Here is an 870-nt window from a genome sequence, read left to right as displayed (position 1 = left end):
CACGAGCGCTTTGAGTTCCCCGAAGAAGTCCTACCCCGCGGCAACGCGCTCTAAAGAATCAGGGAGGTTGCCTGGCACTTGCCAGGGATCCGCTCCCGGCAAGTCTTGAACTGTAATGCTTAGGGATCCCAAAGGTTTGCGGATCCCTTTTTTATGGGTTGCAAGGCGGCTGGGCTCGCAAGCGGGCGCAAATGGCCTGCCAAACCTGTTCGGCCAACTGGGACGGGCTGGTTTCTGACCGGATGGGCACCCGCACATCGGCCTGGGCGTAGAAAGGTTCTCGCTCCTGCATTAGCCTTTGCAAAGCGGCTTGGGGATCGGGGGTTTGCAACAGGGGCCGTTGGCCGGGATCCCGGCTCAGCCGTTGCCAAATGAGCTCAGGGGCCGCATCCAGCCAAACGGTGAGGCCGTGGTGCAAATAGCTCCAATTCTTGGGCCGCAGCACGATGCCACCCCCCGTGGCAATCACCAGGCGGGTGTAGCCGCTGAGCTGGGCCAGCACCTGGGTTTCCAGATCCCGGAAGTGGGCTTCCCCATGCTGAGCAAAAATCTGGGCAATCGAGCAGCCCGCCACCTGCTCCACCAACACGTCGGTGTCGAAGAAGGGGCGGCGCAACTGGGCGGCCAGCTCAGCTCCCAGCGTGGACTTGCCGCTGGCCATCATGCCGACTAAGTAGACGGTCACGCCCTGCAGGCGTTCGGATTCTGGCGGAGAGATCATGAGGGGGGAGGGATCTGCTAGCGCATGAACTACCCCACCGCGCAGGCGGGTGGGGTTTCCTCACCCGCTTTACGGCGAGATTTTTGTCTCTTCTTCTGCCCCAGTTGCTTCATCGTTCCCGTGTACCGGGTCTCTGAAGTAGAGCTGAA

At 61.4% G+C, this 870-nt stretch carries 1 protein-coding gene; it reads right to left on the bottom strand.

The annotated features are described in order from the left end of the window. Window positions 1-151 precede the first annotated feature (151 nt). Window positions 152-721, bottom strand: a complete 570-nt coding sequence (locus tag NW826_RS10630; RefSeq protein WP_414336257.1) for a shikimate kinase — start codon at window positions 719-721, stop codon at window positions 152-154. Window positions 722-870: the final 149 nt, after the last annotated feature.

It is taken from the genome of Synechococcus sp. OH20 (assembly GCF_047502685.1).
In the GTDB taxonomy this organism is placed as follows: Bacteria; Cyanobacteriota; Cyanobacteriia; order Thermostichales; family Thermostichaceae; genus Thermostichus.
Note: the sequence above shows the minus strand (reverse complement) of the source record. Positions and strands in the feature narration are given on the sequence as shown.